Source organism: Micromonospora sp. WMMD1082 (assembly GCF_029626175.1).
GTDB lineage: Bacteria > Actinomycetota > Actinomycetes > Mycobacteriales > Micromonosporaceae > Micromonospora.
Genome location: NZ_JARUBM010000002.1, coordinates 1,765,143 through 1,791,753, shown reverse-complemented (window position 1 = coordinate 1,791,753; position 26,611 = coordinate 1,765,143). Strand labels below are relative to the sequence as shown.

The window sequence follows — 26,611 nt, the reverse complement described above, 5'->3', positions numbered from 1 at the left end:
GCAAGGGTGCGCTGCCCAGCGTCTGGGCGCCGTCCGGCTGCCGGATAGGGTGAGCCGGTGACCGAGCCCGCCCGCATCGTCGTCCTCGTCTCCGGCTCCGGCAGCAACCTCCAGGCCCTGCTGGACGCGACCGTCGAGCCGGCGTACGGCGCACGGGTGGTCGCGGTGGGCGCGGACCGCGACGGGATCGCCGGGCTGGACCGGGCCGCGGCGGCGGGCGTGCCGGCGTTCGTGGAGCGGGTCAGCGACCATCCGACCCGGGAGCAGTGGGACGTCGCGCTCACCGCGCGGGTCGCCGAGCACCGGCCCGACCTGGTCATCTCCGCCGGGTTCCTGAAGCTGGTCGGCCCGCGCTTCCTGGCCGCCTTCGGCGACCGCTACCTCAACACGCACAACACGTTGCTGCCGGCGTTCCCCGGCATCCACGGCCCGCGCGACGCCCTCGCCTACGGGGTGAAGGTCACCGGGGCCACCCTCTTCTTCGTCGATGCCGGGATGGACACCGGCCCGATCGTCGCGCAGGTGGCGGTGCCGGTGCGCGACGGCGACGACGTCGAGACGCTCACCGAGCGCATCAAGGAGGCCGAGCGGCGCCAACTCGTCGAGCACGTCGGCCGGCTGGTCCGCGAAGGTTGGACGATCACCGGTAGAAAGGTCACGGTTCCGTGAGTTCCACTGAGGACGGGCGTCGCCCGATCCGTCGGGCGCTGGTCAGCGTCTACGACAAGACCGGCCTGGTCGAGCTGGCCCGTGCCCTGCACGCCACCGGTGTGGAAATCGTCTCCACCGGCAGCACCGCTTCGACGATCGCCGGCGCCGGCGTGCCGGTGACCGCCGTGGAGCAGGTGACCGGCTTCCCGGAGATCCTGGACGGCCGGGTGAAGACGCTGCACCCGAAGATCCACGGCGGCCTCCTGGCCGACCTGCGCAGGGAGACCCACGCCGCCCAGCTCGACGAGCACGGCATCGCCGGGATCGACCTGCTGGTGTCCAACCTGTACCCGTTCCAGGCCACCGTCGCCTCCGGGGCGAGCCAGGACGAGTGCGTCGAGCAGATCGACATCGGTGGTCCGGCGATGGTGCGGGCCGCCGCCAAGAACCACGCCTCGGTGGCCGTGGTGACCGATCCGGCCGCGTACCCGATGCTGCTGACCGCCCTCGACAGCGGCGGCTTCACGCTGGCGCAGCGTCGGGCGCTGGCCGCCCGCGCCTTCGCCGACATCGCCGAGTACGACGTGGCGGTCGCCGACTGGTTCGCCGCCACCCTCGCCCCGGCCGCCGACGGCTGGCCCGAGTTCGCCGGGCTGGCGCTGCGCCGGCAGGCGGTGCTGCGCTACGGCGAGAACCCGCACCAGGCCGCCGCGCTCTACGCGGACCCGGCCAGCCCGCCCGGCCTGGCGCAGGCCGAGCAGCTGCACGGCAAGGAGATGTCCTACAACAACTACGTCGACGCGGACGCCGCCTGGCGGGCCGCGAACGACTTCGCCGAGCAGCCCGCGGTGGCCGTCATCAAGCACGCCAACCCGTGCGGCATCGCGGTCGGCGCGGACGTCGCCGAGGCGCACCGCAAGGCGCACGCCTGCGACCCGGTTTCCGCCTTCGGCGGGGTCATCGCCGTCAACCGGCCGGTCACCGTCGAGCTGGCCGGGCAGATCGCCGAGATCTTCACCGAGGTCGTGGTGGCGCCCGGCTACGAGCCCGGCGCGGCCGAGACGCTTCAGGCCAAGAAGAACATCCGGCTGCTGCGGGCGCCGGAGTATCGTCCGCGCCCGGCCGAGTGGCGGCAGGTCACCGGCGGCGTACTGGTGCAGTTGCGCGACGCCATCGACGCCGCGGGCGACGACCCGGCGACCTGGCGGCTGGCCACCGGCGAGGCGGCGGATCCGGCCACCCTGGCCGACCTGGCCTTCGCCTGGCGGGCGGTACGCGCGGTGAAGAGCAACGCGATCCTGCTGGCGGCCGACGGTGCGACCGTCGGCGTCGGGATGGGTCAGGTCAACCGGGTCGACTCGGCCCGCCTGGCGGTCAGCCGAGCCGGTGCCGACCGGGCGCGTGGCGCGGTGGCCGCCTCGGACGCCTTCTTCCCCTTCGCCGACGGCCCACAGATCCTCATCGACGCCGGCATCCGGGCGATCGTCCAGCCCGGCGGCTCGATCCGCGACGAGGAGGTGATCGCCGCCTGCAAGCAGGCCGGCGTCACCATGTACCTCACCGCCACCCGCCACTTCTTCCACTAGTGGTGCTTTGCCGGGTCGGCGTGTCGTTGGACGGTCTTGTGCCGCCCCCTTGCACGTTGATCGGGCGATTCGTCGGTGCGCGGCGTGGCCGGACGCCTGACGGATCCAGGGCACAGCTGATGCCGGCGGGCAGCCGGGTTACTGCCCGCCGGCATCTGTGGTGCCCACGCTGACCCCTCCCGCCCAATGGGCACCGTTCTCAAACACTGAGATGCAGGTGCGAGATCTTGGAACGTTACCGTTCGTGGCTAACGGGAACTGTCCAAGATCTGAGTCGGACGTTCGCCCTACCGGGGCCGCAGGCGGTCATTCGGCCGGGTGGGTGTCCGTTTTGGTCGGGTTCGATAGGCGCGGTTGCTTCCGGCGGTTGTCTGGTCCAGCCGATGAAGCGTCGGTGCAGCGCGCCGGCCGGTGCCCAGGGCATGTCCTTGGAGGCTTGGACGAGGTAGGCGCCGAGGTAGAGGGCCAGGGACACGGGGGCGTCGGCGTACTCCGCGCGTAGTTCCCGCCGCCGGGTCGGGCAGGGCCAGGGCAGGTCGCAGCCGCCGCAGCTCCAGATGGGCAGGACCGGGCCGTGGGCGGTCACCGCATACCGCCGAGGGCCGCTGGTCACTGCTGACCCTCCTGCGGCCAGTGGCCACGGTTGATCGGGATCCGGTGCCGTGCGCGGTTGCCTTGACGCAGCCGTAGTTGCGTCGCGTAGTCGAGCAGACGGTGCTGCGCCGCCGCCTGCTCGACATCCTGGTACCGCTGTGCGGTCCCCGGGGGTGGCGGAGACTGGAGCCGCCGCAGCAGCCACCGCGTAAGCGTGCACAGCTCAAGCCAGATCGCCATAACCTCGCCCCTTCGACCGAGCATTGGGAGGCGGCGACGACGTTCAGTCAGGCCCTATCGGGTGTCAAGCCGACGCAGGCTCACCGCCGCCAGTGACGGGGACGTTACGAGCGGTCACGAGACCTGGTGGGGAGAGTGTGTACCTGAGGGAGCGTTACCCGGTCATGCCGATGGCGAGAGCCAGTTCTCGCGCATCCTCACCGACCGTGCCCGGCCGGTTCGACAGTTCCAGCACGGCCGTGCGGGCGTAGGGGTGGTGCCGTACCGTGTCGGTGCTCTCTCGTAGGGCCCGGCCGAGCAGATGCACCACCGCGACCTCACCCCGCGACAGCATGTGCGCCCGAGCCGCCTCGATCAGGGCGGCGGCCCGACGGGTGTGCGAGGGCAGCGCCCGGTAGTCGGCAGTGTCGGCTCGCCGTACGGCCTCGCCCGGTCGGCACAGGTCCGTCTCGATGGTGACCGCGTACGCCGCACAAGCCGCCGGCCCGAACATCAACCACGGGTGGACGTACCCACCGCCGAGCCGACTCGCGGCCGAGTCGGCGGCGTCCCACGCACGCCAGGCCCGACCCGCCCGACCAGCCTTGCTGTGCCCCAACGCGATGCCGAGCTGCGCCTGACCCCACCGCGCCAACTCCTCACCGCCCGCCGCCGGGTCGACCAGTCCGGTGGCGTCGGCCAGCACCTGCTCGGCGGCGTCGACCTGGTTCGCACCCCGGTAGACGTGGGCGTAGTACCAGGCGGCCACCGCCATCGCGGCCGGATCGTCGGCGTCCTGAGCGGCCAGCATCCCCCGGTCGGCGGCAAGCCACACCAACTCCGGACACGGCTGGTGGGCCAGGTACAACTGCACCAGGTGGTAGACCCGCGCCAACTCGACCAGCGCCTGTCGGCGGGCCGCACCATCAAGCCCCCGGACGCTACGTTGCGCATCCGTCAGCAGACCGGGAAGCACCGCCGCCACCGCCGTACGCTCGGCGGTCGATCGATGCCACAACGCCCACGCCTGATCAACCAGTCGACGCAGCACCTCGACCGGCGTCACCGCACCGATCGGCACGGAGGCCCGCTGCATCGCGGCAGCCACCTTGTCGACACCGGAATGCCCGGCTCTGGTCACCGAAGCCACCGGCAGAGACTGGTCTCCGGTCAGATCCGCGAGATCGGAAACGTCGAGCACCTCAGCCAGCCGCAACAGCATGGGCAGCCGGGGCGGCAGGAGCCGGCCAGTTTCCAGAGCCTTGACCCACTCCGCGCTGCGCCCGACCAGCCCACCAAGAACCGGCCGGGTCTTCCCTGCACGCTCGCGAAACGCGCGAAGACGCGCACCAAAGGTCGCGGGATCGCTCATCATCGTCTCCCAGGTAGCAGACTGGGCGGCAGGCCACCGGCCGCTAATCCAGCAGACCGCCACAATCGACGGTACTCGCATCGGCCGCTGCGACATACCCGACGCGACGGGCAACGCGGGAGGTACCAGGTGCGACATTCAGGCCGTTCAGATCACCGGTCGGGCGGCTGTCCCGGTCCGCTGGTGAGCCAGCAGGCAGGAGATGCCATCGGCGGTCATCGGCCGGGCCAGGAAGTAGCCCTGGCCACGGGTGTAGCCGAGGTCGCGGAGCACGGCGACCTGTGCGGCGCTCTCGATGCCCTCGGCGACGGTCTCCAGGCCGAGCGCGTGGGCGAGTTGGATCACCGCGCGGGCCACCGCCTGCCGGGCGTCGGCCGCCGCGGCCTGGCCGTCGTCGATCTCGATACCGTCGACGAAGGACTTGTCGAGCTTCACGATCGCGGCGGGGAAGGCCCGGAGTAGGCTCAGCGACGATTCGCCGGTGCCGAAGTCGTCCAGCGAGAGGCGGATCCCCATCCGGTCGAGTTCGAAGAGGGTACGGGAGACCTGCTGACCGCGCAGCACCGCCGACTCGGTCACCTCCAGCACCAGCCGTTCGCAGGGCAGCCCGCTCTCGGCCAGCGCGGTCGTCACGTCGGAGACGAAGTCGGGGTCGTGCAGTTGCCGTGCGGAGACGTTCAGGCCCGCCTCGCGGAGCGCGTCCGGCCCGAACTCCCGTGACCACGCCGCCGCCTGGCGGCACGTCTCGCGCAGCACGAACCGGCCCAGCGGCACGATCAGACCGGTCCGCTCGGCGGCCGGGATGAACTCGGCCGGGCCGACGGTGCCCCGGGTCGGGTGGTGCCAGCGGACCAGCGCCTCGACCCCGACCAACCGGTTGTCGTCGAGCCGCAGGATCGGCTGGTAGACGACCCGCAGCTCGTTGTCGTCCAGGGCCCGCCGCAGTTCGCCGCCGAGCTGCATGTGCGCCAGGACGGGCTCACCCATGCCGTCCACGTAGCGTACGAAGCTCGCCTTTCCGCGCTGTTTGGCCGTGTACATGGCGACGTCGGCGTCCCGCAGCACCGAGTCGACGGTGGCCCCGGGTGCGGCGTCGGCGATGCCGATGCTGGCCTGCACCAGCAGGCGGTGCTGGCTGATCGGATGGTCGAGCGCGGCCAGCAGCCGGCCGGCCAGTTCCTCGGGGTCCGCGTCGGCGCCGGTGAGCAGGACGGCGAACTCGTCACCGGCGACCCGTACCGGCAGGCCGTCGTCGCTGACCTCGGCGCGCAGCAGCTGGGCGACCGAGACCAGCAACCGGTCACCGACGCCGTGACCGAGCAGGTCGTTGACGGTCTTGAAGTCGTCCAGGTCGACCAGGAGCACCGAGGCGGGTGCGGTCGCGGTGAGCGCGGACGCGAGCCGGTCCCGGAAGAGCACCCGGTTGGCCAGCCCGGTGAGTCCGTCGTGGCTGACCTCGTACTGGAGGCGCTCCTCCTGGATGCGGGTGTTGCGCAGCAGCCGGGCGTTCTCCCGGTAGGCGATGAACTGCCGGGCGCTGACCAGCGCGGTCACCACCACGGCGGCGATCAGGACCACCCGGACCGGCCAGGTCACGGGGGCGCCGAACGCGACCGCGAGCAGCGGCAGGTCGACCGCCACCACGGCCAGGTACGGCAGGAGCATGCCGTTGCGGGCCCGGGCGCGGCGGATCCCGAGTTCGGCCCGCCATTGCGCCGTGACGCCGAGCGTGAAGAACACCGGGGTCAGCGGCATCACGATCGCCTGGGCGGGGACGGTGGCGACGTACCCGTACCGGACCGCGAGCACGGCGACGATCCCGGCGGTGACGCCGCCGCTGGCCGCGACGAGTCGTAGGGCGACGGGATCCACCGGACCGCCCGCGACGAAGGAGACCTTGGTCGCGGCACCGACGGCGACCAGGAACGCGAGCGCGACCAGCGCCATCGCCTGCGGGCTCCACGGCTCGTCGGCGTCCAGCATCGGGGCCAGCCCGATGTAACAGAGCAGGGCCGCGCAGCCGAGGAACGCGATCATGCGGTCGAGCAGGATGCGCCACCGCTCGACACCGCCGGCCTCGACGACCGGCACCCGGGCCACGGCCCAGATGGCGACGAGGAATCCGATCGCCGCGCAGGCCGCCGCCGGCAACGGCATGCTTCGGGTCCGGGCCTCGGCGGCGTGCGTCAGCATGTCCAGCGCCAGCCAGGCGTACCCGATCGTGATGGCGACCGCCGCGACGAGGAGCGCGCGCCAGAAGCGCCGGGTGACCGGGTCGAGGTCGGCGTTGCGGAGCAGGTGTACGGCGGACCCGGCGGCGAAGACCCCGCCGAGGGGAACGAAGGTGTACGCGAGCGCCTCGGTGCCGGCGCCGACCGTGAAGTTCGCGACGCACCAGGCGGTCCCGAGGGCGGTGACCGCGACGGTGGCCTGCACATGGCGCAGGGTGATCCGGCTGTCCCTCGCGGCGACCCCGACCGTGGGGCCCGTCGTCGGCCGAAGCGCCACCTGCGTCACGGCTCTGACCCTAGTGAGTGGGCAGGAGAACGACATCCGTCGTCGGGTGCTACTTCTACAAAGGATCGGCGCGGCGGAATCTACAAAGGCGGGAGCCTCACAGCCCCGGGCGTACCTCCGCGAAGTGGCAGGCGGAGGGGTGTGGGTCGGCGGCCCGCAGCACGGTCTGCGGGTCCTGGGTGGCGCAGATGTCCTGGGCCTTCCAGCAGCGGGTGCGGAAGTGGCAGCCGCTCGGCGGGTCGGCCGGGCTCGGCACGTCCCCGGTGAGCCGGATGACGCTGCGGTGCTCCCGGGCGTCCGGGTCCGGCACGGGTGCCGCGGAGAGCAGCGCCTGGGTGTACGGGTGGGTGGCCCGCTCGTAGATCTCGGCCTCGGTGCCGATCTCCACGATCCGGCCCAGGTACATGACGGCGATCCGGTCGGAGATGTGCCGGACCACCGACAGGTCGTGGGCGATGAAGATGTACGACAGCCCGAACTCGTCCTGAAGCTCCTCCAGCAGGTTGATCACCTGCGCCTGGATGGAGACGTCCAGTGCGGAGACCGGCTCGTCGCAGACGATCACCTCGGGCCGTAGCGCCAGTGCGCGGGCGATGCCGATGCGCTGCCGCTGGCCGCCCGAGAACTGGTGCGGGTAGCGGTTGACGTGCTCAGGGTTCAGCCCGACGACGTCGAGCAGCTCCTGGACGCGACGCTGGCGGCTGCCCTTCGGGGCCGCCTCCGGGTGGATCTCGAACGGCTCGCCGATGATGTCGCCCACCGTCATCCGGGGGTTGAGCGAGGTGTACGGGTCCTGCATGACCATCTGCATGTTGCGCCGGATCCGGCGCAACTCACCACCGGAGGCGGCGAACAGGTCCCGCCCGGCGAGGGTGGCGCGGCCGGCGGTCGGCTTCTCCAGTCGCATCAGCAGCCGGGCGAGGGTGGACTTGCCGCAGCCCGACTCGCCGACGATGCCCAGGGTCTCGCCCCGGCGCAGTTCGAAGCTCACCCCGTCGACGGCCTTGACCGCGCCGACCTGCTTCCTGAACAGCACGCCCTGGGTGATCGGGAAGTGCTTGACCACGTGGTTGACGTCGAGGATCGTCTCGCCCCGCACCTTCGTCGGGCTAGCCGGCGCGGTCATCGCGTACCTCCTGTGCGAAGTGGCACGCGCTGGTCCGGCCGTCGCCGAGGACCAGGTCGTGCGGCACCACGTCCACGCAGACCTGCTGCGCGTACGGGCACCGGGGGTGGAAGGGACACCCGCTGGGGATGCGCATCAGGTTGGGCGGCAGGCCACGGATCGTGGACAGCTTCCCGCCACGCTGGTCCAGGCGCGGGATCGAGTTCAACAACCCCTTGGTGTACGGGTGGGCGGGCGCCCGGTACAGCGAGCGGACGTCGGCGTGCTCGACGATCCGGCCCGCGTACATGACCGCGATGCGGTCCGCGACGTCGGCGACCACGCCGAGGTCGTGGGTGATCAGGATCATCGCCGTGTCCAGGTCCCGCCGCAGGTCGGCGAGGAGATCCATGATCTGCGCCTGCACGGTGACGTCCAGCGCGGTGGTCGGCTCGTCGGCGATGAGCACCTTGGGTTCCATCGCCAGCGCCATCGCGATCATCACCCGCTGGCGCATGCCGCCGGAGAACTGGTGCGGGTAGTCGCCGATGCGTTTCGCCGCGGCCGGGATCTGCACCAGGTCCATCAGCTCCACCGCGCGGCGGCGGGCGTCGCCACGGGACATCCCGAGTCGCTGGCGCAGCGTCTCGCCGATCTGCCAGCCGACCGGGAAGACCGGGTTCAGCGCGGAGAGGGCGTCCTGGAAGATCATGGCGATCTCCTTGCCGCGCACCTGCCGGCGCTGCTCCTCCGGCAGGCCCAGCAGGTCCCGACCCTGGTAGCGGATCTGGCCGGAGCGGATGTGCGCGGGCGGGGTGTCCAGGATGCCCATGATGGCCTGCGCGGTGACGGACTTGCCGGACCCGGACTCACCCAGCACGGCGAGCGTCTCGCCCGCGTCCAGGTGGTAGCTGACCCCGTTGATCACCCTGGCCACGCCCTCGCCGGTGCGAAACTCGACGTGCAGGTCGCGTACCTCCAGCAGGTGCCCGCCGGGCGGAGTGGGTGAGGCCGGCGTCGGCCGGACGGCGTTCTGACCCATTCCGTTCACCGCAGCTTCGGGTCGAAGGCGTCGCGGATCGCGTCGCCGAGCATGATGAAGGCCAGCACGGTCAGCGCCAGGAACGTCGACGGGACCACCAGCGGGGTCGCCGACTCCCGCATGTGCACCCGGCCGTTGTTGATGTCGATGCCCCAGGAGATGGTCGGCTCCTTCAGCCCGATGCCGAGGAAGGAGAGCGTCGCCTCGGCGGCGATGAACGAGCCGAGCGCGATGGTCAGCACCACGATCGCCGGGGCGAGCGCGTTCGGCAGGATGTGCCGCCACATGATCCGGCCGTTGCCGGCGCCGAGCATCCGGGCCGCGGCCACGTAGTCCTGCTCCCGGGCGGTGATCACCGAGGAGCGGACCACCCGGGCGGCGGTGGTCCAGCCGAGCACCGCCAGCACGAAGATGACCGCACCGACGCGCACCGTGGCGCTGTCGCTGCCGACCCGCTTGAGCAGGACGATCGCGGCCAGCAGCAGCGGGATGCCCAGCACGATGTCGATCACCCGGGAGAGCACCGCGTCCACCCAGCCGCCGAAGTATCCGGCGAGCATGCCGACGACCAGCGCGATCACGCCGGTGAGCAGCGCGGAGAGGGCGCCGACCAGCAGCGAGGCGCGGGCGCCGTAGACCGCGCGGGCGTACGTGTCGCAGCCCTGGAAGTCGTACCCGAAGATGGCCCCGCCGGAGGGCGCCGCGTGCTGGCGGGACAGCACGCAGTCGGTGGGGTTGTTGCTGGTGAACAGGCCCGGTACGGCGGCCATCGCGGTCACCAGCAGCACCAGGACCAGGCTGATCCAGAAGATCGGCTTGCGACGCAGATCGCGCCAGGCGTCGCCGGCCAGGCTGCGCGGCCGGCGCGGCTGGCCCACCTGGTTCGGCGTGCCCGGTTCGCCCGACGGTCCGCGCCGGGCGGCCTGGTTCTCGGTGGCCGCCACGGTCTCGAAGTCACTCATGCTGCCGTCTTCTCACTCATAGCGGATCCTCGGGTCGAGCACCGCGTACAGGATGTCCACCACGAGGTTGGAGACGAGGTAGACCACGACGAGCACGCTGACGATGCCCACCACCAGCGGGCCGTCCTCGGTGCGGATGCCGCGGAAGAGGTTGAAGCCGACGCCGGGGATGTTGAACACGCCCTCGGTGATGATCGCGCCGCTCATCAGGTTGCCGACCTCGACACCGAGGAAGGTGATCACGGGGATGAGCGAGTTGCGCAGCACGTGCACGCTGACCACCCGCCGCCTCGGCAGGCCCTTCGACCGGGCGGTGCGTACGTAGTCGGCGCGCAGGTTCTCGGCCACCGAGGTACGGGTCAGCCGCAGCGCGGTGGCCAGGGAGAGCGAGCCGAGCACGATGCCGGGCAGCAGCAGCGCGTGGAAGTCGGGGTCCGCACCGGCGGTGGGCGGGAACAGTTGCCACCGGACGCCGAGGAAGTACTGCGCGAGGGGGGCCAGCACGATGGTCGGTATGCCGAGCACCAGCAGGGTCAGCAGCAGCGTGGCGTTGTCGAAGATGCTGGCGCGCCGGATGCCGGCGAGCACGCCCGCGGTGACGCCGAAGATGATCGCGACCGCGATGGCGATCAGGGCCAGCTTGATGGTGACCGGCCAGGCGGCGGCGAGGATGTCGCCGATGGACCGCCCGGTGAGCGACTCACCCAGGTCGCCGCGGAGCAGGTTGGAGATGTAGTCGAAGTACCGGTAGAAGAAGCCACCGACCCCGGTGGCGTCGAGGTGGTACTTCTCGGTGAGGTACGCCCGCTGTGCGGCGGTGACCGGGCGCTCGCCGGCGAGGGCCTGGATCGGGTCGCCCTGGCCGGCGAACATCAGGGCGTAGACGATCAGCGTGGTCCCGAAGAAGGCCAGCACCATCTGAAGCAGACGCCGCACGATGAAGCGGAACATACTTAACAGTCTCTCTGAAAAGGGGCGAACCGCGTGGCGGGTCGGGTCACCTCGTGATGACCCGACCCGCCTGCGTGGGTGTTACTTCACGGCCTCGATCTTGATCAGGTCGATCCGGTCGAAGAGGTCCATCTCGACGTTCTGGACCTTGGTGGAGTGGCCGAAGTTGTTCTGGCCGAACCGCAGCGGCACGACCGGCAGGTCCTCCGCCAGCAGGTCCTCGGCGGCCTGGTACTTCTTGATCGCCTCCTCCTCGCTGGGGGCGCTGGCGCCCTCGGCGAGCAGGCGGTCGAAGTCCGGGTTGCTGTAGCCGTAGTAGTTCGACGAACCGTTGGTGCTGTACAGCGGGCCCAGGTAGTTCTCCATGGACGGGTAGTCCATGATCCAGCCCATCCGGAACAGGCCGACCGGCTGCTTGGCCTTGACCTTGGTCAGCAGGTCGGCGAACTTCGGCTCGGCGTTGCCGACGCAGTCCACGCCCAGGTTGGCCTTGAGCTGGTTGCAGGTGGCGTCGATCCAGTCCTTGTGGCCGCCGTCCCCGTTGTAGGACAGGGTGATCTTCGACGGGCCACCGGCGGCCTGGTAGAGCGCCTTGGCCTTGGCCGGGTCGAACTCGCCGGCGGCGCCGACGGTGTTCTCCCGGTAGCCGGCGACGGCCGGCGAGACGAACGAGCGGGCCGGCTGCTGCGAGTCCTTGAAGATCGACCGGGTGATCTCCTCGCGGTCGATCGCCATCGAGATGGCCCGGCGCACGTCCGGGTTGCTGAACTCCTCCTGGAAGGTCGGGAAGGAGAGGAAGTGCAGCGACGACGCGGGGCTCTGCTGGAACCGGTCACCCAGGTCGGTGGCGGCCGTCGAGAGGTTCTCCGTCGGGATGGTCTTGATCACGTCGAGGTTGTCCGACAGCACGTCCGCGTACGCGGCGGTCAGCTGCTGGTAGATGCGGAACTCGACGCCGGCCACCTTCGGCTGCTCGCCCGGGAAGGCGTCGTACCGCTCGACCTCGACCTTGGCGTCGTGCTGCCAGGTGCCCTTCATCTTGAACGGGCCCTGGCCGATCGGCGCCTGCTCGAAGCCCTCGGCCAGCTCGCCCGGCGCGGAGAAGGCGGCCTCCGGCAGCGGGTAGAAGGCGGTGTAGCCGAGCATCGACCGGAACTCGCTGTACGGCTGCGACAGCGTGACGGTGAAGGTCTGGTCGTCGACCTTCTTCAGCCCGCTGAGCGTCTCGGCCGTCGGGTTCTCGCCCTGCAGGTCGTCGTATCCGGCGATCTTCTCGAAGAAGTAGCTGGAGTTCTGGCCGTTCGGGGCGTACGCGCCGTAGTTCCAGGCGTCGATGTAGTTGTCGGCGGTCACGTCCTCGCCGTTGTGGAAGGTGTAGCCGTCCTTGAGCTTGACCGTCCAGGTGGTGTTGTCCTCGGACGTGATCGACTCGGCCGCGACCTCGTACGGCTTGTGGGCCTCGTCGTAGTCGACCAGCGGGCTGAACAGGGCGGCGAGCACCTGGGAGCCGCTCGTCTCGTTGGTGTTGGTCGGCACCAGGTGCTGCGGCTCGGCGATCTCGATCCGCACGGCCGCGTTGGGGTCACTCTCGCCGGATCCGCCGTCGCCGCCCGCGCCGCAGGCCACCAGGCCCAGGGTCACCGCGAGCGGGAGGGCGGTCCAGGCGGCGAGCCTACGAACACGCATCTAGCCTCCTCATCTGCTTACGCTGCGCAGTCGAGCCCGACGCTGGGGTGACTCTGCGCGACGATGGGCAACGGTAGGTCGTGTGCCGCGACTCGGCAACGTAGCGGTTGCGATGGCGTAACGGAACGGACCCCCCTTCCTTGCCGGCCCGTGCGGCCCGTGCTATGCCTGACCGGATAACTGGCGTTCTACGTGGGGAAATATGAAGGACTAGGGCCGGTTGCGGTGCGCGTTGGCGCCCCCTGAGACGGATCCTCATGATCGTCGGATTGTGGGCCTTTGCGCCTCGCCGTCCGGAGCGGCTGTGTCGGGCTCCACACTTCGTCACTCAACGTGACTAACAACACGTAACGGAAAGTAGTTCGACGGTCGAAGTGGCCCGGCCGACCAGGTCGGGGGAGTCGACGCCGTCGGGCGTGAGACGATCTGGTCGTGACGGCGACGCTTCTGAACGGCAAGGCGACCGCGGCCGAGATCAAGGACGAGCTGCGGGCGCGGGTCAAGGCGCTGGCGGAACGGGGCACCGTACCGGGCCTCGGCACGGTGCTGGTCGGTGCCGATCCCGGCTCCCAGGCGTACGTGAACGGCAAGCACCGGGACTGCGCCGAGGTCGGCATCGCCTCGATCCGCCGGGAGTTGCCGGCCGACGCCACCCAGGAACAGGTCGACGCGACCCTCGCCGAGCTGAACGCGGACCCGGCCTGTCACGGCTACATCGTCCAGTTGCCGTTGCCGGGGCACCTGGACACGCAGCGGGTGCTGGAGCTGATCGACCCGGACAAGGACGCCGACGGCCTGCACCCGGTCAACCTGGGCCGGCTGGTGCTCGGCTACGAGGCGCCGCTGCCGTGCACCCCGCGCGGCATCGTGGAACTGCTCCGCCGGCACGACGTGCCGTTGCGCGGGGCCAATGTCGCGGTCGTGGGTCGGGGCAACACGGTCGGTCGCCCGCTGGGGTTGCTGCTCACCCGGCGCAGCGAGAACGCCACGGTGACCCTGTGCCACACCGGCACCCTCGACCTCACCGCGCACACCCGCGCCGCCGACATCGTCATCGTCGCGGCCGGCGTGCCCGGACTGCTCACCGCGGACATGGTCACCCCGGGCGCCGTCGTGGTCGACGTGGGCATCACCCGGGTGATCGGGCAGGACGGCAAGGGCCGCTACACCGGTGACGTGGCCCCGGAGGTCGCCGAGGTGGCCGGCAAGCTGGTGCCGATGCCCGGCGGCGTGGGCCCGATGACCCGCGCGATGTTGCTCACCAACGTCGTCGAGCGCGCCTCCCGCGGCTGACCCGGGGCACCGGCGGCGGTGGGTACGCCGAACGCCCGGCGTGGTGATAACCGTCCGCCCCTGGGCCGATCGGTGCCAGGATGGCTGATACCGTCCGGAAAACCGACTGGTATCAGGGAGTGGGACGACCATGGGTAAGAAGGTCACTGTCGTCGGCGCCGGTTTCTACGGCTCCACCACCGCGCAGCGCCTGGCCGAGTACGACGTCTTCGACACCGTCGTGATCACCGACATCATCGAGGGCAAGCCCGCGGGCATCGCCCTGGATCTCAACCAGTCGCGTCCCGTGGAGGGCTTCGAGACCACGGTCGTGGGCGTCACGACCGGCCCGAACGGTGAGGGCTACGAGGGCATCGAGGGCTCGGATGTCGTGGTGATCACCGCCGGCCTGCCGCGCAAGCCGGGGATGAGCCGGATGGACCTGCTGGAGACCAACGCCAAGATCGTTCGCCAGGTCGCCGAGAACGTGGCCAAGTACGCACCGAACGCCGTCGTCATCGTGGTCTCCAACCCGCTCGACGAGATGACCGCGCTGGCCCAGATCGCCACCCAGTTCCCGCGCAACCGGGTGCTCGGCCAGGCCGGCATGCTGGACACCGCCCGGTTCACCAACTTCGTCGCCGAGGCACTGGACGTACCGGTGAAGTCGGTACGCACCCTCACCCTGGGTTCGCACGGCGACACCATGGTTCCGGTGCCGTCCCAGAGCACCGTCGACGGCAAGCCGCTGCGTGAGGTCATGCCGGCCGAGCAGATCGAGGACCTGGTCGTGCGTACCCGCAACGGTGGCGCCGAGGTGGTGGCGCTGCTCAAGACGGGCTCGGCGTACTACGCCCCGTCGGCCGCCGCCGCCCGGATGGCCAAGGCCGTCGCGGAGGACTCCGGCGAGGTCATGCCGGTCTGTGCCTGGGTCGACGGCGAGTACGGCATCTCCGGCGTCTACCTCGGCGTCGAGGCCGAGATCGGCGCCGAGGGCGTCAAGCGCATCGTCGAGACCCCCCTCGACGCCGACGAACTGGCCAGCCTCAAGGCCGCCGCCGAAGCCGTCCGCGCCAAGCAGTCCGACATCACCACCATGTAACCCACCCCCTGTCCCCTCCCCACCTTCGCCCCGTTGATCATGAAGTTGTTGTCGCTCGCATCGGCGTGTCGAGGCAACAACTTCATGATCAACGCGAGTGGGGGTGAGGGGGAGGGGAGTGGGGGTGTGGGGTTTGCAGTACGGTTGTACTGCTTGAGCATGTCCCCTGAGAGGAGCGCCGGCCGATGGCGAAGATCAAGGTAAACAACCCGGTCGTGGAGCTCGACGGCGACGAGATGACCCGGATCATCTGGAAGCAGATCCGGGAGCAGCTGATCCTGCCCTACCTCGACGTCGACCTGCACTACTACGACCTGTCGATCCAGCACCGCGACGCCACCGACGACCAGGTGACCGTCGACGCCGCCAACGCCATCAAGCAGCACGGCGTGGGCGTGAAGTGCGCCACCATCACCCCGGACGAGGCCCGGGTGGAGGAGTTCGGCCTGAAGAAGATGTGGCGGTCGCCGAACGGCACCATCCGCAACATCCTCGGCGGCGTCGTCTTCCGTGAGCCGATCATCATGTCCAACGTGCCGCGGCTCGTCCCGGGCTGGACCAAGCCGATCATCATCGGCCGGCACGCGCACGGCGACCAGTACAAGGCCAGCGACTTCGTGGTCCCCGGCCCGGGCACGGTGACCATCACCTACACCCCGGCCGACGGCTCGCAGCCGGTCGAACTGGAGGTCGCCAACTTCCCCGGCGGCGGCATCGCCATGGGCATGTACAACTTCGACGAGTCGATCCGGGACTTCGCCCGGGCCTCGTTCCGGTACGGCCTGGACCGGGGCTACCCGGTCTACCTGTCCACCAAGAACACGATCCTCAAGGCGTACGACGGCCGGTTCAAGGACATCTTCGCCGAGGTGTTCGAGAACGAGTTCAAGGCGGAGTTCGACGCCGCCGGCCTCACCTACGAGCACCGGCTCATCGACGACATGGTCGCCGCCGCGCTCAAGTGGGAGGGCGGTTACGTCTGGGCGTGCAAGAACTACGACGGTGACGTGCAGTCCGACACCGTGGCGCAGGGCTTCGGCTCGCTCGGCCTGATGACCTCCGTCCTGCTCTCGCCGGATGGTCGTACCGTCGAGGCCGAGGCCGCCCACGGCACCGTCACCCGGCACTACCGGCAGTGGCAGAAGGGCGAGAAGACCTCGACCAACCCGATCGCCTCGATCTACGCCTGGACCCGTGGCCTGGCCCACCGGGGCAAGCTGGACGGCACCCCGGCGGTCACCGAGTTCGCCACCACGCTGGAGCAGGTCATCGTCGACACCGTCGAGGGTGGCCAGATGACCAAGGACCTCTCGCTGCTCATCTCGCGGGACGCCCCGTGGCTGACCACCGACGAGTTCATGAACGCGCTCGACGAGAACCTGGCGCGCCGCCTCGCCGCCTGAGCCCCGTCAGCAGTCACCGAGCCCGCCGGCCAGCACGACCGGTGGGCTCGGTGTTTCCCACCCGGGTGGGAACGACGACTCGCCAACCGGCGTCACCCGGCCCGGCGCGCCTCGTTGACCTGGGTGGACGAGATGCCAGTCCCGTCCTGGAAGGTTGACCGTCGCCACCGCGCGGCGCGCGTGCCCAGCAGCCAGCCTTCCCGGCTGTCCTGTACAGCCAGCCGTCCCTTCCCCGCGGGGGGCCCTGTCCCGGGCCCCCCGCGCCCTGCGTCGCCACGGCCCCCGGTCACCCGCCGCGCCAAGGAGTGCGTCGCCGGTCATCCGGCGCAGGGTGCCTCGCCGGTCACCCGCGCAGCAGTGCCGCGGCCCGTTCCGGGGCGATGTCGTTGATGAAGACCCCCATCGCCGACTCCGAACCGGCCAGGTACTTCAGCTTGTCCGCCGCCCGCCGGACGCTGAACAGCTGCAGGTGCAGATGCCCCAGCTCACGGTCGACGCGGACGGGTGCCTGGTGCCAGGCGGCGATGTAGGGCATCGGCGTGTCGAACAGCCCGTCGAGGCGGCGCAGCAGGTCCAGGTAGAGGGGACCGAAGGCGTCGCGTTCGGCATCGGTCAACGCCGGGATGTCGGGCACCGGCCGGTGCGGCGCGACGTGCACCTCGAACGGCCACCGGGCGGCCGCCGGGACGTACGCCGTCCAGTGCTCGTTCGTCGCCACCACCCGCTCGCCGGCGTCGCGTTCGGCGCGGAGCACGTCGGCGTAGAGGTTGCGGCCGCCGGTCCGCTCGGCGTGCCGGCGGGCCGCGCCCAGCAACGACCGGGTACGCGGGGTGACGAACGGGTACGCGTAGATCTGCCCGTGCGGGTGGTGCAGGGTCACCCCGATCTCCACGCCCCGGTTCTCGAAGCAGAACACCTGCTCGACTCCGGCCAGCCCACCGAGCACCGCCGTCCGGTCGGCCAGCGCGTCGAGCACGGTACGCACCCGGTGCGGCGGCAGGCCGGCGAACGAGGCGTGGTGGTCGTCGGTGAAGCAGACCACCTCGCAGCGTCCCTGCCCCGGCCGGGCCGCGGTGAACGGGGTGATCGTGGCCGGTTCCTCCACCACCCGGCCGCTCAGGGCCGGGAACCGGTTCTCGAAGACCGCGACCGCGTAGTCCGGTGCCGGGATCTCGCTGAGCCGCTCCGGCGTCGACGGGCAGAGCGGGCACTGGTCGGCCGGGGGGAGGAAGGTCCGGGTCTGCCGGTGCACCGCGAGCGCCACCCACTCGTCGGTGAGGGGGTCGTAGCGCAGTTGGGAGGCGGGCGGTGGCTCGGGCAGCGGGCGCCGGTCCGGCTGGTCCCGTACGGCGTCGTCCCGCTCGTCGAAGTAGATCAGTTCCCGGCCGTCGGCCAGGGTGACCGCGGTACGCCTCATCGCGGCGGATCGCTTCCGGGCACCGGCACGACGACCAGCTCGCCGACCCGGTCGGTGAGCAGCCGCCGGGCCTCCGGTGTCAACCGGTCGTCGGTGACCAGCACGTGCGCGGCGGCCAGCGGGGCGATGGCGGAGATGCCGACGGTTCCCCACTTGGTGTGGTCGGCGAGCACCACCAGCCGGTCGGCCGCCGCCACCAGGGCGCGGTTCGTCTCGGCCTCCATCAGGTTCGGCGTGGTGAAACCCGTCCGTTCGGTTATCCCGTGCACCCCGAGGAAGAGCAGATCCAGGTGCAGGGAGCGGACGGCGCCGACGGCCAGCGGCCCGACCAGCGCGTCGGAGGGGGTGCGCACCCCACCGGTCAGCACCACGGTCTGGTCGCTGCGGCCCCGGTCGTGCAGGATGTCGGCCACCGGCAGCGAGTTGGTCACCACGGTCAGGGCCGGCACGTCGACCAGGTGCCGGGCCAGCTCGGCGGTGGTGGTGCCGGCGGAGAGCGCGATCGCCGCACCGGGCGGAACCAGCCGTGCGGCCCGCTCCGCGATGGCGGCCTTCTCGGCCTGCTGACGCACCGACTTGGCCTGGAACCCCGGCTCGTCGGTGACGCCGGCGACGGTGGCACCGCCGTGCACCTTCGCCAGCAGGCCGCGTTCGTGCAGCAGGTCCAGGTCGCGGCGGATGGTCATGTCGGAGACCTGGAACTCGGCGGCCAGCTCGCCGACGCGTACGCCGCCGGTCGCGCGGACCCGGTCGAGGATCGCCGCCTGGCGTTGTTGCGCGAGCATCGGCCCCCCCACGTGAACGAACATCTCTGAACAGAGACAAACACTAGCGCCGAGGATAGGTCACCGGAAGGGTGGTGCCGAGATCAGGTGGCCGGCAGGCGGGGCTCGACCCACCCGGTCTCGGTCAGCTGGTGCAGGACCCGCTGCACCGCCTCGTCCACGGTGAGATCGGTCGTGTCCAGCACGAGATCCGCGTCGGTCGGCTCCTCGTACGGGTCGTCGATGCCGGTCATCCCGGTGAGCAGGCCGGCCCGCGCCCGCGCGTACAGGCCCTTGCGGTCGCGCCGCTCGCAGACCTCCAGCGGCGTGGCGACGTGCACCAGCACGAACCCCGCGCCCGCCGCCACGGCCATCTCCCGGGCCGTCGCCCGGGCCTGGGCGTACGGGGCGATCGGGCAGCAGATGCCGATCCCGCGATGCCGGGCGATCTCGGCGGCGACCCAACCGATCCGTCGTACGTTGGTGTCCCGGTCCGCCTTGCTGAAGCCCAGCCCGGCGGTCAGCTCGCGGCGCAGCACGTCGCCGTCCAGCAGCGTGACCGTACGCTCGCCCTCCTCGCGCAGCGCGTCGGCGAGACCGCGGGCGACGGTCGACTTTCCGGAGCCGGAGAGCCCGGTCAGGAACACCACCAGCCCCCGGTGTCGACGGGGTGGCCGGGCCCGGCTCAGCTCCTTCGCCACCGCCGGCGGGGTGTGCCACTCGGGCAGCGGGAATCCCCGGTCCAGCAGATCCTCGATCTCGGCCTGGCTGAGCGCCAGCCGTCGGTTGCGGGGCGGGATGTCCTCTCGCCAGCGCCACTGACCGTCCCGGTTGTCGTAGGCCAGCTCGCGCGGCACCAGCACCCGCAGCCCCGCGCCGGAGAGCATCTCGCCGGTGGAGAGCAGGTGGGTGACGCCGTACGCGGCGGAGACCCGGGCCAGCAGCAGGGCGTCGCTGATCTCGTCCCGCCGCCGGGAGAACGGCACGGCGACCACGGTCGCCGGCGGCATCCGGTCGCGGGCGGCGAAGACGCTGCGTACCAGCGCCTCCGGTGGCAGCCCACCGGTGCCGTCCTCGCCCACCGGGATCATGATCAGCAGGTGCGCGCTCAGGGTACGCACGGCGTGCGCGATCTGGGCCAGTTGCGGCCGGTGCAGCGGGCGGTCGGCGACCACCCCCAGCACCCGGCCGGGTGGCAGCAGCGGGCGGATCTCCTCGGGCGTACGCCGCAGTCGCCGGAACGGGCCGTGCCCGCCGTCACCGAGCCGGCGGACGCTGCCACCGACCCCGGCGACCCCGTCGCGCACCGCCCAGGCGTCGGTCACCTCCAGCGCGGCCATCGGCGCGCCCTCGCCGTCGGTGAGCACGAGCGTCCGGCGGTCCGGGTCGGTGAGGTCGAGTTGCTGCATCAGCGCCGTCGGCACCAGGAGGGGGACGGCGACCGGCCACGGGTCACCGTCGACGAGGCGGCCCCGACGACTGACGGAGACCAGGTCGGCCCGGGTCATGAACCCGGTCAACGGCGCGTACGCGCCGGTCAGCAGCAGCTCAAGATCCGCGAGCTCGCCGGGACTCGGCGTGTACGTCGGTGCCTCCCGCAGCACCTCGTCGGGCAGCACCCACCCGTTGCTCATCAGACTCCCCACTCCAGCGACCGGCACACAGTTTCGCAGCCGGTCGCCGATCGGTCGAGAGCGCCACTCCTTCCGCCGTGCGGGCTCGGCCCGGCCGCACCGGAACTGCCGCGGTGACGGCGGCGGACCACCCTCCCTAGGGGGTGCCGTCCGGCGCGGATCAGGGGAAATCCGGGTGGCTGCCGGAGCGTCCGGCTTGTCCGGCGGCCCTAGGCTGTCGGCGTGACACTGATTGCAACCGAGTCGTTGACGAAGGTCTACGGCGGCGGGGTCACCGCACTGTCCGATCTGACGGTGGCGGTGGAACCGGGCATTGTCGGCCTGGTCGGCGCCAACGGCGCCGGCAAGTCGACCCTGATCAAGCTGCTGCTCGGCCTGCTCAGCCCGACCCGCGGCCGCATCGAGGTGCTGGGGTTCGACCCGACGGCCGACACCGCGGCGGTGCGGGCCCGGGTCGGCTACATGCCGGAGCACGACTGCCTGCCGCCGGACCTGTCCGCCGCCGAGCTGGTGACCCACCTGGGGCGGATCAGCGGCCTACCGCGAACCGCCGCCCGGGAGCGGGCCTCCGAGGCACTGCGCCACGTGGGGCTGCACGAGGAGCGGCACCGGCCGGTGGGCGGCTACTCCACCGGCATGAAGCAGCGGGTCAAGCTCGCTCAGGCGCTGGTGCACGACCCCGACCTGCTGCTGCTCGACGAGCCCACCAACGGCCTCGACCCGGCCGGCCGGGACGCGATGCTGGCCCTGGTGCACCGGATCGGCACCGAGTTCGGCATCTCCGTGCTGGTCTGCTCGCACCTGCTCGGTGAGGTCGAGCGGATCTGTGACACCCTGGTCGCCATCGAGGGCGGGCGACTGCTGCGGGCCGATCACGTCGCCGCGATGACCTCGGCCACCGACGTGCTGGCGGTCGAGGTCAGCGAGGGCACCGAGGCGCTGGCCGCCCGGTTGGCCGCGCTCGACCTGCCGGTCGCCCGGGAGGGTCGGCTGCTGCTCGTCCCGCTGGGCGACCAGGGCACCTACGACCTGATCATCGGCACGGTGGCCGAGTTGGACCTGCCGTTGCACCGGCTGGACCAGCGCCGGCACCGGGTGGCCGAACTCTTCGCCCGGAGGGAGAGCAGTCATGCCTGAGCCGACGGGCGTCATCCACGATATCGGCTACCAGCGTTACACCGGCCCCCTGCTCGGCCGTCGGCACGTCTTCGGCGCGCTGTACCTGCACGGCGTGCGCACCGCCTTCGGGCTGGGTCGCAGCGCCAAGGCCAAGATCTTTCCCTGGCTCGTGGTGGGCATCGTGCTGATGGTGGCCGCCGCGGTGACCGCGATCCGCAGCCAGGTCGGCGAAGTGATCATGACGTACGCCCAGTTCGCCGACGCGATGAGCTGGCTGGTCATCTTCTTCGTCGCGGTGACCGCGCCCGAGCTGGTCTCCCGCGACCTGCGCAGCGGTGTCCTGCCGCTGTACTTCTCCCGGCCGCTGCCGCACACCGACTACCCGCTGGCCAAGCTGCTGGCCCTGGTCACCGCGCTGTTCCTGCTGCTCGGCGCGCCGCAGCTGCTGATGTTCCTCGGCGCGGCGTTCACCGCCGACGGGATGGGCGCGGTCTGGGACGAACTGCTGGACCTGCTGCCCGGCCTGCTCTACGCCGGGCTCTGGGCGGCGGTCTTCGCCTCGGTCGGCCTGCTGATCGCCTCGCTGACCGGCAAGCGGGCCTTCGCCGCCGGCGGGATCGTGGCCGTGTTCCTGATGACCACGCCGATCGTCGGCATCCTGTCGATCCTGCCCTCGCAGACCGCGAACCAGCTGGCCGGCATCGCCTCGCCGCCCACCCTGGTGCAGGGCGTCGGGTTCTGGGCGATGAGCGACCTGCTGATCACCGACCCGGAGGGCGTCGCACCCGACAACGGCCCCTTCGGCCCGGTGTACGTGCTCGTCGCCGTCGCGCTCGTCGCGGGCTGCGTCGCCCTGCTGCTCGCCCGCTACCGGAAGGTGGCCGCCCGATGACCACGACAACCCCTGCCGCCGCGCCGGCGACCGCCACCAGCACCCTCGACCTCGCCGGGGTCTCCCGCTGGTACGGCAACGTGGTCGCGGTCAACGACGTGAGCATGAGCCTCGGGCCCGGGGTGACCGGGCTGCTCGGCCCCAACGGTGCCGGCAAGACCACGCTGCTGCACATGATGGCCGGCTTCCTCGCCCCGTCCCGGGGCGCGGTCACCCTGGACGGCCGGCCCACCTGGCGCAACCCGGAGGTCTACCGGCGGCTCGGGCTGGTCAGCGAGCGGGAGGCCGTGCACACCTTCCTCACCGCGTACGAGTTCGTGCTGGCCACCGCGAAACTGCACCGGCTGCCGGACCCGCAGGCGGCGGCCCGCCGGGCGGTGGCCCTGGTCGAGATGGAGGACGCGCAGGACCGCCGGATCGGCACGTACTCCAAGGGCATGCGGCAGCGGACCCGGGTGGCGGCGGCGCTGGTGCACGACCCGCAGGTGCTGCTGCTCGACGAGCCGTTCAACGGCATGGACCCGCGCCAGCGGCTGCACATGATGGAGCTGCTGCACTCCCTCGGCGACGCGGGCCGCACCATCCTGTTCAGCTCCCACATCCTGGAGGAGGTCGAGCAGGTCTCCGGCACCGTGCAGGTGATGGTCGCGGGGCGGCTCGCCGCCTCCGGCGACTTCCGGACCATCCGGCGGTTGATGACCAACCGGCCGCACGTCTTCGCCATCCGCTCCACCGACGACCGGGCGCTGGCCGTCGCCCTGATGGCCGAGCCCTCGGTCAACGGGGTCGAGCTGGTCCGCGACGGCCTGACCGTGCGGGCCGGCGACTACGGCGCCTTCACCCGGGCGCTGCCGAAGGTCGCCCTGGCCCGGGGCGTGCGGGTGCGGCAACTGGTGCCCGAGGACGAATCCCTGGAGAGCGTCTTCTCCTACCTGGTGGAGGCCTGATGTCCACTGTCTCCTGGATCACCGCGCGCGGGCTGTTCGGGCGCCGGCGGTTCCTGCTGCTGCTACCGCTACCCGTGCTGCTGGTGGTGTTGGCCGTCATCTCCCGAGGGTTGGGGGTCGCGCCCGCCGACTGGGGTCCGCCGGTGCTGGTCGGCCTCGGGCTGGCGGTGGTGCTGCCGGTGGTCGCGCTGATCGTCGGCACCGGCGTGCTCGGTGCCGAGATCGACGACGGCACGGTGGTGCACGTGCTCACCTCCCCGCTGCCGCGCTGGCAGATCGTGCTGCCGAAGCTGGCCGTCGCGTCCGGCGTCACCGCGGTCACCGTCGCGGTCCCGCTGTTCGCCGCGGGCCTGCTGGCCGATTCGGTACGCCTCGGCGTGGCGCTCGCCGTCGCCGCCTCGGCCGGTGCGCTGGCCTACTCGGCGCTGTTCGTGGCGGCCAGCCTGCTCACCCGGCGGCCGGTGCTGCTCGGCCTGGTCTACGTGTTGATCTGGGAGGGGCTGCTCGGCAACGTGGTCACCGGCACCCGGGTGCTGTCGATCCAGCACTACGTGATCGCCCTGGCCGACCGGCTCGCCCCGACCGAGCTGCTCAGCACCACGGTCTCCGTGCCGGTGGCGGTGGTGATGACCGCGCTGATCATCGTCGCCGCCACGGCGCTCTCCATCGACCGCCTCCGCTCCTTCTCCGTCGCCGGCGAGACCAGCTGACGGGTGCGAGGAAGGGCTCCTCCCATCGGGGCCCTTCCTCGCACCCGACGGTCTAGAAGGCGCAGGCGATGACGAGGTCGGGCGTGCGGTCGGGAAGGAAGTCGAGCTTGCCGATGTGGCCCGCCGCGCGTAGGTCGCCGACGACCAGGGAGAGCTGGTCGAGCAGGGCGGCGGGACCGAGCGCCTCGGCCAGCGGCACCTCCGCCTTCATCGACAGCTTCCGCTCGGACTTGGCCCGGCGGACCTGCCCCAGCGCGTCCGAGGCCAGCCGCAGCAGCTCCGGATCCCCCTCGCTCGACACGGCCCGGCCCACCTCGTACGTGGTGGGCCAGGGTGCCCGGTGCACCGAGCCGTACCGCCACCACGACCACACCTGCTCGGTCGCGAACGGCAGCACCGGGGCGAACAGCCTCAGCTGCACCGAGAGCGCGGTGGCCAGCGCCGCGCGGGCCGAGTCGGCACCGGCCCCGGTGCCGTAGGCGCGTTCCTTCACCAGCTCGATGTAGTCGTCGCAGAACCGCCAGAAGAACGACTCGGTGGCCTGCAACGCCGCCGTGTGGTCGTACGCCTCGAAGGCGGTGGTCGCGGACGCGACCACGGTGGTCAACTCGGCGAGCATGGCCCGGTCCAGCGGCTCGGTCACCGGGGCGCGCAGCGCGTCGGCGGCGCCCAGCCCGAGCGCGAACCTGGACGCGTTGAGCAGCTTGGTGGCGAGCCGCCGGCCGATCTTGATCTGGGCCGGGTCGAAGGCGAGGTCGGTACCGGGCTTGCCGCTGGCCGCCCAGTACCGCACCGCGTCGGAGCCGTGCTGCTCCAGCAGCGCCATCGGGGTGACCACGTTCCCCTTGGACTTCGACATCTTCTTGCGGTCCGGGTCGAGGATCCACCCGGACAGCTCGGTCGTCCGCCAGGGCAGCGTGCCGTGTTCCAGGTGTGCCCGGACCACGCTGGCGAACAGCCAGGTGCGGATGATCTCCTGGCCCTGCGGACGCAGGTCCATCGGGAAGACCCGCCGGAACAGGTCGGGGTCGCGTTCCCAGCCGCCGACGATCTGCGGGGTCAGCGACGAGGTGGCCCAGGTGTCCAATACGTCCGGGTCACCGACGAACCCGCCGGGCACGCCGCGCTGCGCCTCGTCGTACCCGGGCGGGGCGTCCTCGGACGGGTCGATCGGCAGCGCGGACTCGTCCGGGATGAGAGGCTGGGACCAGTCCGGCTCGCCAGCGTCGTCGAGCCGGTACCACACCGGCACCGGCACGCCGAAGAAGCGCTGCCGGCTGACCAGCCAGTCGCCGGTCAGGCCGCCCACCCAGTGCTCGTAGCGGTGCCGCATGTGTTCCGGCACCCAGCGCAGCTCGCGCCCCCGGCCCAGCAGCGCCGCGCGCAGGTCGGCGTCGCGGCCACCGTTGCGCAGGTACCACTGCCGGGTCGAGACGATCTCCAGTGGCCGGTCGCCCCGCTCGTAGAACTTCACCGGGTGGGTGATCGGGCGCGCCTCGCCGACGAGGTCACCGGCGTCGGCCAGCAGCGCCACGATTGTCCGCCGGACGCCGTTCACGGTCTGCCCGGCCAGCGCCGCGTACGGCTGCGCGGGCACCCCGGCCGGCGCCTCCGGCAGCAGCCGACCGTCCCGGCCGATCACCACCCGGGTGCCCAGGGCCAGCTCCCGCCACCAGGTCACGTCGGTCAGGTCGCCGAAGGTGCAGACCATCGCGATGCCGGTGCCCTTGGCCGGGTCCGCCAGCGGGTGCGCGCGCACCGGCACCTCGACGTCGAAGACGGGGGTACGCACGGACGTGCCGACCAGGTCGGCGTACCGCTCGTCGTCGGGGTGGCAGACCAGCGCCACGCAGGCCGGCAGCAGCTCCGGCCGGGTGGTGTCGATCAGCACCTCCCGCCCACCGGGCGCGTGGAACCGCAGCCGGTGGTACGCGCCCGGCCGCTCCCGGTCCTCCAACTCGGCCTGGGCCACCGCGGTGGCGAAGCCGACGTCCCACAGCGTCGGCGCCTCGGCCTGGTACGCCTCGCCCCGGGCGAGGTTGCGCAGGAACGCCCGCTGGGAGGTGGCCCGGGCCACCGGACCGATGGTGGTGTACATCAGCGACCAGTCCACCGACAGCCCGAGCCGGCGCCACAGCGCCTCGAAGACCTGCTCGTCGTCGCCGGTCAGCCGCTCGCACAGCTCGATGAAGTTGCGCCGGGAGATCGGGGTCGGATCCTTGCGGGCGGCGTCGTCCACCGGGGCCTCCGGCGCCCGCCACTGCGGGTCGTACGGCAGCGACGGATCGCAGCGCACGCCGTAGACGTTCTGCACCCGGCGCTCGGTGGGCAGGCCGTTGTCGTCCCAGCCGATCGGGTAGAAGACCGTCCGGCCGCGCATCCGCTGAAAGCGGGCGACCAGGTCGGTGTGCGTGTACGAGAAGACGTGCCCCATGTGCAGCTCGCCCGATACGGTCGGTGGCGGGGTGTCGATCGCGTATACGTCCGACCGCTGCCTGCTGCGGTCGAACGCGTACGTGCCCTCCTCCTGCCAGCGGCGCGACCAGGTCTCCTCGAGCCCGTCCAGACTCGGACGCTCGGGGACGCCGGTGCGGGCAGTCCTCGCCGTATCAGTCATCCGTTGATCGTAGGCAGCGAGCCGTCGACGGGCACGCCAATGCAGTCGT

Annotated in this window: 21 protein-coding genes and 1 pseudogene; 9 read left to right on the top strand and 13 right to left on the bottom strand. The window is 71.4% G+C overall.

The annotated features are described in order from the left end of the window. The first annotated feature begins 57 nt into the window (after positions 1 to 57). Together purN and purH are read left to right on the top strand one after the other, a co-directional pair. Positions 58 to 669: a phosphoribosylglycinamide formyltransferase gene (gene purN, locus O7615_RS08415; RefSeq protein ID WP_278176811.1), complete on the top strand. Its 612-nt coding sequence runs from the start codon at positions 58 to 60 to the stop codon at positions 667 to 669. Beyond that, positions 666 to 2,237 (top strand): bifunctional phosphoribosylaminoimidazolecarboxamide formyltransferase/IMP cyclohydrolase, encoded by a 1,572-nt coding sequence (gene purH / locus O7615_RS08410; protein WP_278176810.1) that lies wholly within the window; start codon positions 666 to 668, stop codon positions 2,235 to 2,237. Before purN ends, purH begins: the two co-directional genes overlap by 4 nt. A 370-nt stretch (positions 2,238 to 2,607) precedes the next feature. On the opposite strand, the pseudogene O7615_RS34310 reads toward purH, so the two are convergent. The 9 genes and pseudogenes from O7615_RS34310 to O7615_RS08370 all read right to left on the bottom strand — a co-directional run. Then, a pseudogene (locus tag O7615_RS34310) lies at positions 2,608 to 2,823 on the bottom strand (hypothetical protein); the annotation flags it as partial. A 23-nt stretch (positions 2,824 to 2,846) separates the two neighbouring features. Continuing rightward, entirely contained in the window at positions 2,847 to 3,071 is a 225-nt protein-coding gene (locus O7615_RS08405) for a hypothetical protein (protein WP_278176809.1), read from the bottom strand. Positions 3,072 to 3,225: 154 nt separating this feature from the next. Beyond that, positions 3,226 to 4,425: a helix-turn-helix transcriptional regulator gene (locus O7615_RS08400; RefSeq protein WP_278176808.1), complete on the bottom strand. Its 1,200-nt coding sequence runs from the start codon at positions 4,423 to 4,425 to the stop codon at positions 3,226 to 3,228. A 144-nt stretch (positions 4,426 to 4,569) separates the two neighbouring features. Further along, positions 4,570 to 6,939: an EAL domain-containing protein gene (locus O7615_RS08395; protein ID WP_278176806.1), complete on the bottom strand. Its 2,370-nt coding sequence runs from the start codon at positions 6,937 to 6,939 to the stop codon at positions 4,570 to 4,572. 97 nt (positions 6,940 to 7,036) lie between these two features. Next, a complete protein-coding gene (locus O7615_RS08390; RefSeq protein WP_278176803.1) occupies positions 7,037 to 8,065 on the bottom strand; it encodes a dipeptide ABC transporter ATP-binding protein in 1,029 nt (342 codons plus the stop codon). Further along, positions 8,049 to 9,086: an ABC transporter ATP-binding protein gene (locus O7615_RS08385; RefSeq protein ID WP_278176802.1), complete on the bottom strand. Its 1,038-nt coding sequence runs from the start codon at positions 9,084 to 9,086 to the stop codon at positions 8,049 to 8,051. Before O7615_RS08385 ends, O7615_RS08390 begins: the two co-directional genes overlap by 17 nt. A 5-nt stretch (positions 9,087 to 9,091) precedes the next feature. Further along, complete coding sequence (locus O7615_RS08380) at positions 9,092 to 10,048, bottom strand: ABC transporter permease (RefSeq protein WP_278176801.1); 957 nt, start codon at positions 10,046 to 10,048, stop codon at positions 9,092 to 9,094. Between the two features lie 12 nt (positions 10,049 to 10,060). Beyond that, complete coding sequence (locus tag O7615_RS08375; RefSeq protein ID WP_278176800.1) at positions 10,061 to 10,999, bottom strand: ABC transporter permease; 939 nt, start codon at positions 10,997 to 10,999, stop codon at positions 10,061 to 10,063. A gap of 81 nt (positions 11,000 to 11,080) precedes the next feature. Then, entirely contained in the window at positions 11,081 to 12,685 is a 1,605-nt protein-coding gene (locus O7615_RS08370; protein WP_278176799.1) for an ABC transporter substrate-binding protein, read from the bottom strand. Positions 12,686 to 13,117: 432 nt separating this feature from the next. Here O7615_RS08370 and O7615_RS08365 point away from each other — a divergent pair, with 432 nt between their 5' ends. The 3 genes from O7615_RS08365 (at position 13,118) to O7615_RS08355 (ending at position 16,462) form a co-directional block, all read left to right on the top strand. After that, positions 13,118 to 13,978, top strand: coding sequence for a bifunctional methylenetetrahydrofolate dehydrogenase/methenyltetrahydrofolate cyclohydrolase (locus O7615_RS08365; RefSeq protein WP_278176798.1), 861 nt, complete (start codon positions 13,118 to 13,120; stop codon positions 13,976 to 13,978). Between the two features lie 130 nt (positions 13,979 to 14,108). Beyond that, positions 14,109 to 15,059: a malate dehydrogenase gene (gene mdh / locus O7615_RS08360; RefSeq protein ID WP_278176797.1), complete on the top strand. Its 951-nt coding sequence runs from the start codon at positions 14,109 to 14,111 to the stop codon at positions 15,057 to 15,059. A gap of 185 nt (positions 15,060 to 15,244) precedes the next feature. Continuing rightward, positions 15,245 to 16,462, top strand: a complete 1,218-nt coding sequence (locus tag O7615_RS08355; protein ID WP_278176796.1) for an NADP-dependent isocitrate dehydrogenase — start codon at positions 15,245 to 15,247, stop codon at positions 16,460 to 16,462. A gap of 343 nt (positions 16,463 to 16,805) precedes the next feature. Here the strand turns inward: O7615_RS08355 and galT are convergent, their stop codons facing one another. The 3 genes from galT to cysC form a co-directional block, all read right to left on the bottom strand. Continuing rightward, complete coding sequence (gene galT / locus O7615_RS08350; protein ID WP_278176795.1) at positions 16,806 to 17,879, bottom strand: galactose-1-phosphate uridylyltransferase; 1,074 nt, start codon at positions 17,877 to 17,879, stop codon at positions 16,806 to 16,808. After that, entirely contained in the window at positions 17,876 to 18,664 is a 789-nt protein-coding gene (locus O7615_RS08345; RefSeq protein ID WP_278176794.1) for a DeoR/GlpR family DNA-binding transcription regulator, read from the bottom strand. The genes galT and O7615_RS08345 overlap by 4 nt, the downstream gene beginning before the upstream one ends. Before the next feature lie 83 nt (positions 18,665 to 18,747). Next, a complete protein-coding gene (cysC, locus tag O7615_RS08340) occupies positions 18,748 to 20,277 on the bottom strand; it encodes an adenylyl-sulfate kinase (protein ID WP_278176793.1) in 1,530 nt (509 codons plus the stop codon). A gap of 222 nt (positions 20,278 to 20,499) precedes the next feature. Here cysC and O7615_RS08335 point away from each other — a divergent pair, with 222 nt between their 5' ends. From O7615_RS08335 to O7615_RS08320, 4 genes are read left to right on the top strand one after another with little or no spacing between them, the layout of a single operon-like run. After that, the gene (locus O7615_RS08335) at positions 20,500 to 21,414 is read left to right on the top strand and encodes an ABC transporter ATP-binding protein (RefSeq protein WP_278176792.1); all 915 of its coding nucleotides are present in this window, start codon (positions 20,500 to 20,502) and stop codon (positions 21,412 to 21,414) included. Next, on the top strand, positions 21,407 to 22,288 hold the full coding sequence (locus tag O7615_RS08330; RefSeq protein ID WP_278176791.1) for an ABC transporter permease: 882 nt from the start codon (positions 21,407 to 21,409) through the stop codon (positions 22,286 to 22,288). Before O7615_RS08335 ends, O7615_RS08330 begins: the two co-directional genes overlap by 8 nt. Then, positions 22,285 to 23,235: an ABC transporter ATP-binding protein gene (locus O7615_RS08325; protein WP_278176790.1), complete on the top strand. Its 951-nt coding sequence runs from the start codon at positions 22,285 to 22,287 to the stop codon at positions 23,233 to 23,235. The genes O7615_RS08330 and O7615_RS08325 overlap by 4 nt, the downstream gene beginning before the upstream one ends. Further along, entirely contained in the window at positions 23,235 to 23,945 is a 711-nt protein-coding gene (locus O7615_RS08320) for an ABC transporter permease (protein WP_278176788.1), read from the top strand. The genes O7615_RS08325 and O7615_RS08320 overlap by 1 nt, the downstream gene beginning before the upstream one ends. Positions 23,946 to 23,997: 52 nt before the next feature. On the opposite strand, the gene valS is transcribed toward O7615_RS08320, so the two are convergent. Continuing rightward, positions 23,998 to 26,562 (bottom strand): valine--tRNA ligase, encoded by a 2,565-nt coding sequence (gene valS / locus O7615_RS08315; RefSeq protein WP_278176786.1) that lies wholly within the window; start codon positions 26,560 to 26,562, stop codon positions 23,998 to 24,000. Positions 26,563 to 26,611: the final 49 nt, after the last annotated feature.